This is a genomic window from Paracoccus sp. (in: a-proteobacteria) (genome assembly GCF_046462195.1).
GTDB lineage: Bacteria > Pseudomonadota > Alphaproteobacteria > Rhodobacterales > Rhodobacteraceae > Paracoccus.
Window position 1 is genome coordinate 1 of record NZ_JBKGUN010000131.1, and the last position, 5,765, is coordinate 5,765.

Annotated in this window: 6 protein-coding genes; 5 read left to right on the forward strand and 1 reads right to left on the reverse strand. The window is 64.0% G+C overall.

Features of this window, described 5'->3' with window-relative positions:
- From fabA to ACLHHB_RS08340, 4 genes are all read left to right on the forward strand, one after another.
- Positions 1-337 (forward strand): bifunctional 3-hydroxydecanoyl-ACP dehydratase/trans-2-decenoyl-ACP isomerase (gene fabA / locus ACLHHB_RS08325; protein WP_410217808.1); only part of this gene is annotated, 337 nt, incomplete at its 5' end.
- A 26-nt stretch (positions 338-363) separates the two neighbouring features.
- A complete protein-coding gene (gene fabB, locus ACLHHB_RS08330; RefSeq protein WP_410217809.1) occupies positions 364-1,593 on the forward strand; it encodes a beta-ketoacyl-ACP synthase I in 1,230 nt (409 codons plus the stop codon).
- A gap of 20 nt (positions 1,594-1,613) precedes the next feature.
- Positions 1,614-2,402: an enoyl-ACP reductase gene (locus ACLHHB_RS08335; protein ID WP_410217810.1), complete on the forward strand. Its 789-nt coding sequence runs from the start codon at positions 1,614-1,616 to the stop codon at positions 2,400-2,402.
- Positions 2,403-2,444: 42 nt separating this feature from the next.
- Positions 2,445-3,278, forward strand: coding sequence for an alpha/beta fold hydrolase (locus ACLHHB_RS08340; protein WP_410217811.1), 834 nt, complete (start codon positions 2,445-2,447; stop codon positions 3,276-3,278).
- On the opposite strand, the gene ACLHHB_RS08345 is transcribed toward ACLHHB_RS08340, so the two are convergent.
- Positions 3,275-4,759: an inorganic phosphate transporter gene (locus ACLHHB_RS08345; protein ID WP_410217812.1), complete on the reverse strand. Its 1,485-nt coding sequence runs from the start codon at positions 4,757-4,759 to the stop codon at positions 3,275-3,277. The two genes, ACLHHB_RS08340 and ACLHHB_RS08345, sit on opposite strands and share 4 nt — an antisense overlap.
- A 188-nt stretch (positions 4,760-4,947) precedes the next feature.
- Here ACLHHB_RS08345 and ACLHHB_RS08350 point away from each other — a divergent pair.
- The coding region (locus tag ACLHHB_RS08350; RefSeq protein WP_410217813.1) for a sugar phosphate isomerase/epimerase family protein at positions 4,948-5,765 on the forward strand (818 nt) is incomplete at its 3' end.

Consider the following 5,765-nt stretch of genomic DNA (forward strand, 5'->3'; position numbering starts at 1 on the left):
ATTCGACATCACGCCCGACCTGTGGTTCTTTGGCTGCCATTTCCCAGGCAATCCGATCATGCCGGGGTGCCTGGGTTTGGACGGCCTGTGGCAGTTGACCGGCTTCAACCTGGGTTGGCGCGGCTGGCAGGGGCGCGGCTATGCGCTCGGCGTGGGCGAGGTCAAGCTGACCGGCATGGTCCGTCCCGACCGCAAGATGCTGCGCTATACCGTTGATTTCACGAAGGCCGTGCAGACCCGCCGCCTGACCATGGGCGTCGCCGACGGCCGCGTCGAGGCGGACGGCGAGCTGATCTATCAGGTCAAGGACATGAAGGTGGCCCTTTCGGCCAGCTGACACCATTCACTTCGAAGGAGGCCCCCATGCGTCGCGTCGTCATCACAGGGCTCGGGATCGTATCGCCCATCGGCAACAACGCCGAAGAGGTCACCGAAAGCCTGCACACCGGCAAGTCCGGCATCGTCTTTGCGCCTGAATATGCCGAACACGGCTTTCGCAGCCAGGTCCACGGCATGCCGCAGATCGTGCTGGAGGACCATATCGACAAGCGCAACCTGCGCTTCATGGGTCCCGGCGCGGCCTATAACTTCATCGCCATGGAACAGGCGATCAAGGACAGCGGACTGGAAGAAGGCGACGTCTCGAACCCGCGCACCGGCCTGATCATGGGTTCGGGCGGACCGTCGACGTCGAACTTCTTCGAGGCGCACCAGACTGTCATCCAGAAGGGCAGCCCCAAGCGCATGGGACCCTTCATGGTCACGCGCTGCATGTCGTCCACCAACTCGGCCTGTCTGGCGACCCCGTTCAAGATCAAGGGCGTCAACTATTCGATCACCTCAGCCTGCTCGACCAGCGCCCATTGCATCGGCAACGGCGTCGAGCAGATCCAGATGGGCAAGCAGGACATCGTCTTTGCCGGCGGGGGCGAGGAACTGGACTGGACACTCTCCTGCCTCTTTGACGCGATGGGCGCCATGTCGTCGAAATACAACGACACCCCCGAAAGCGCCTCGCGCCCTTATGATGCGACCCGCGACGGGTTTGTCATCGCGGGCGGCGGCGGCGTCGTCGTGCTGGAAGAACTGTCCCACGCATTGGCGCGCGGCGCCAGGATCTATGCCGAGGTGACCGGTTACGCGGCCACGTCGGACGGTTATGACATGGTCGCACCTTCGGGCGAAGGCGGCGAACGGTCCATGCGGGTGGCATTAGAAACCCTGCCCGAAGGACGCAAGGTCAGCTATGTGAACGCCCATGGCACTTCGACCCCCGTGGGCGATCTGGGCGAGATCAAGGCCCTGCGCCGCGTCTTTGGCGAAGGCAACACGCCTCCTGTCAGTTCAACCAAGTCGCTGACGGGCCATTCGCTTGGGGCGACGGGCGTGCACGAGGCAATCTACAGCCTGTTGATGTTGCAAAATGACTTCATTGCGGCTTCGGCGAATATCGGGACACTGGACCCCGAAATTCAACCGGGTGAGATTGCCACTAGCCGTGTGGACAATGCAGGGTTGGATTCGGTCCTGTCGAACAGCTTCGGTTTTGGCGGCACCAACGCAACGCTGATCATGTCCAGATATCTGGAATGACATAAGAACCGAGGGACAGCATGGGTGATCTTCTGAGGGGCAAGCGCGGGCTTGTGATGGGGGTCGCCAATGACCGTTCCATTGCCTGGGGCATTGCAAGGGCCTTGGCGGCCGAGGGCGCCGAACTGGCGTTCAGCTATCAGGGCGAAGCCTTTGGCAAACGGGTCGAGCCGCTGGCGGCCTCGGTCGGCTCGGACCTGCTGGTCGATGTGGACGTGACGGACGACGCGTCGCTGGATGCGGCCTTTGGCACGATTGCCGACCGGTGGGGCAAGCTGGATTTTGTCGTCCATGCCATCGCGTTTTCCAACAAGGACGAGTTGACCGGCCGGTTCATGAACACCAGCCGCGCCAACTTCAAGCGCAGCCTCGAGATCAGCTGTTATTCGCTGATCGAGGTGGCGCGGCGTGCCCATTCGCTGATGACCGAGGGGGGGTCGATCATTACCCTGACCTATGGCGGATCGAACCGGGTGACGCCCTTCTACAACGTGATGGGCGTGGCCAAGGCGGCTCTTGAATCCAGCGTGCGCTACCTTGCCAATGACCTGGGCCCCGACAACATCCGCGTGAACGCCATCAGCCCCGGCCCAATGAAGACGCTGGCCGGTGCAGCCATCGGCGGGGCGCGCAGGACATTCCGCCATACCGAAGCGAACGCGCCCCTTCGTGCGAATGCCACGCTGGAGGCGATCGGCGGCACGGCGGTCTGGCTGATGTCGGACTGGGGCGCCTGCACCACGGGCGAGATTGTCACCGTCGATGGCGGCTATCACGTGCTGGGCATGCCGCAGAGCGAAAATCTGTAAGGCCCGAAACACCGCTCTTCGATCGAACAGGGAGAAAAGACCGTGGACGTCTTCCAGGCCAGCGACGGGACAAGACTGGCGTATCGCGACGAGGGTCAGGGCTTGCCCGTGCTGTGTTTGGCAGGATTGACCCGGACCATGGCCGATTTCGATTACGTTGCGCCGCATCTGTCCGATGTGCGCCTGATCCGCATGGATTACCGCGGCCGTGGCCAATCTGAATGGACCGGCAAGGACAGCTATGTTCTTCCGCGCGAGGCGCGTGACGCGGTGGAGTTGCTGGATCATCTTGGGGTGGAACGCGCGGCGCTGCTTGGCACCTCGCGTGGGGGATTGAACGGCCTGTTCATGGCGGCCACCGCGCATGACCGGCTGCTGGGCCTGTGTCTGAATGACGTGGGTCCGCAGATCGAACGGCAGGGGCTGCAGCGAATCGTCGCCTATGTCGGGCGCAACCCTTCGGACAGGACGCATGAAGATCTGGCGGCACGCCTTCCGGCCGTGATGCCGGGATTTTCCGATGTGCCGGAGGGGCGCTGGCTGGAGGATGTGCGGCGGCACTATCTCCAGACGGAGGACGGGCTGCGGATCAACTACGACCCTGCCCTGCGCGATGCCTTTCTGGCAGCGTTCGACGGGGAACCGGTCGATCTGTGGCCCTTGTGGGACGCGACGGGGGATCTGCCTGTGGCGCTGATCCGGGGGGCCAATTCGGACCTGCTGTCAGCCACAACCATGGCCGAGATGCAGCGCCGACGCCCGGACCTGATACTGGCCGAAGTCCCCGGCCGTGCCCATATTCCCTGGCTGGACGAGGCGCCTTCGCTGGCGTTGCTGAGGCGGTGGCTGGCGGCCTGCAGCGCCCAGGCAGCCTAGCCGCCCAGTGTCCGCAGGCCCAGAAACAGCACGGCCGACAGTGCCGCCGCGGCCGGTACCGTGACAACCCAGGCAGCTGCGATTGTCATGACATGGGCGCGGCGCACCAGCTTGCGCCGGCTGCGCTCCTCGCGGCCCAGACGCGGACGCTCGGGGGTGGCGCCGATGGTGGCCCGCAGCCGGCGCTCGGCATCCCATTCGCGGAAAAAGCCCACGCCAAAGATCGCGCCCACGGCGATATGGGTCGAGCTGACCGGCAGGCCCAGCCAACTGGCCAGGATCACCGTCAGTGCGGCCGACAGCGAAACGCAATAAGCCCGCATCGGATTCAGCTTGGTGATCTGGCTGCCCACCATGCGGATCAGCTTGGGGCCGAACAGGAAAAGGCCGAAGGACAAACCGAACGCCCCGATCAGCATGACCCAGAACGGGATCGAGACAGCCTCCGAGACGCTGCCCGAGATCGAAGCCTGAACGATCGCGGCCAGCGGCCCCACCGCATTGGCGACATCATTCGCGCCATGGGCAAAGCTGAGCAATGCCGCAGACACGACCAAGGGGATGCCAAAGAGCACCTTCAGCGACTTGTTCCGGTTTTCCAGCCCCTGCGACTGTCGGCGGATCACCGGGATCATCACCAGCCAGACCAGCAGGCCTAAGCCTCCTCCAGTCATCAGTGCCCCGCCAAGCGAAACGTCGATCAGACGGCTGAGGCCCTTGAGCGCCAGATAGGCTGCGAAGGCGCCTGCCATGACGCCGATCAGCACCGGCACCCAGACGCGCGCGGCGGCGATCTTGTCGTCGCGATAGATGATGCGGGCCTTGATGAACCACAGGAACCCGGCGGCAATGACGCCCCCCATCAGGGGCGAGACGATCCAGCTGGCAGCGATCGTGGCCATGGTGGGCCAGTTGACCGCGCCAAAGCCTGCGGCCGCGATGCCTGCCCCCATGACCCCGCCGACCACCGAATGGGTCGTGGACACCGGCGCGCCGATCCAGGTGGCTAGGTTGACCCACAAGGCCGAAGACAGCAGCGCAGCCATCATGGCCCAGACAAAAACCGCCTGCGTGCCGATGCTTTCAGGCGCCACGATGCCGCGCGAGATGGTGCCGACGACGTCGCCCCCTGCGATCAGGGCGCCGGCCGTTTCGAAGACGGCGGCGATGGCAATGGCCCCGCCCATGGTCAGGGCATTGGCGCCGACGGCAGGCCCCATGTTGTTGGCCACATCATTGGCGCCAATGTTCAGGGCCATGTAGGCTCCGAAAATCGCCGCCATGGCCACGATCAGCGTGTTGCTGGTCTGTCCGAAGGCCAGCATTGCCCCCAATCCCGCCATCAGCACAAAGGCCAAGGCCACGCCCGGCGCCACCAGCGGACGCGAGACATAGACCGTCGCCTTTTCCAGCGCTGAAAAGCGGCTCAGGTCGCGGTCCAGTGTTTCAAGATGGCGGGCTTCGAAATCGTTGGCGGCCATGGAGTCCTCGTGGTCGATCAACGGCTGCCTATGCAGGAATCAGGCCATATTCAACCTGCCGCGGATGAAACTGTTCGTCCGCACGGGTCGGGATAAACCTTCCCCCTGATGTAATCCTTTTCATCACCGATGAAACCCTTTACATTCGTGACAGCCCCTGAGGAGCGGGCTTGTTCGAGGAGTTATTCATGATTCATGCACACCCTGTCCGGCTTGGCGGACTTTCCCTTGTTGCCGTTGCCCTGCTTGGTTCGACTGCATTGGCACAGGATGCACGCAGCACCGGTGACCTGCCGATCGCGGTGCAGATGTACACGCTGCGCGACCACGGGACACTGGACGAACAGCTGGCTGCGGTGCAGGCGGCAGGCGTCACGGCCGTCGAAACAGTCGGGATGCAGGACAGCACGGCCGAAGAACTGAAGGCGGCTCTGGACGAACATGGCATCGAGGCCATTTCCACACACGCACAGCTGGCCGATCTGCGTGCCGATGCGGACGCGGTCATCGCCTTCAACAAGGCGATCGGCAACGACATCATCACCGTCCCTTATCTGGCCGAGGAAGACCGTCCCACCGACGCCGCCGGCTGGACGGCGCTGGGGGAGGAACTGGCGCAGCTGAGCGAAAAGCTGCAGGCCGAGGACATGACCCTCGCCTATCACAACCACGCCTTCGAGATGGAAGAGTTCGACGGCCGCACCGCGCTGGAAGTCATGATGGAAGCCGCGGGCGAGGATGTCCTGGCCGAGCTGGACCTGGCCTGGGTCGCACGCGGCGGGCTGGACCCCGTCGAATACCTGGGCCGCTTTGACGGGCGGGTCTTCGCGATCCACGCCAAGGACAACGCGCCGGAAGGCGAGGCCGAGGACGAGCGCGGCTTCAAGGCGCTTGGCGAGGGCACGCTGGACTGGACCACGATCCTGCCTGCCGCCGAAGAGGCCGGCGCGCAGTGGTACATCATCGAGCATGACCAGCCGCTGGATGCAGCCGAGGTCGTGATGAC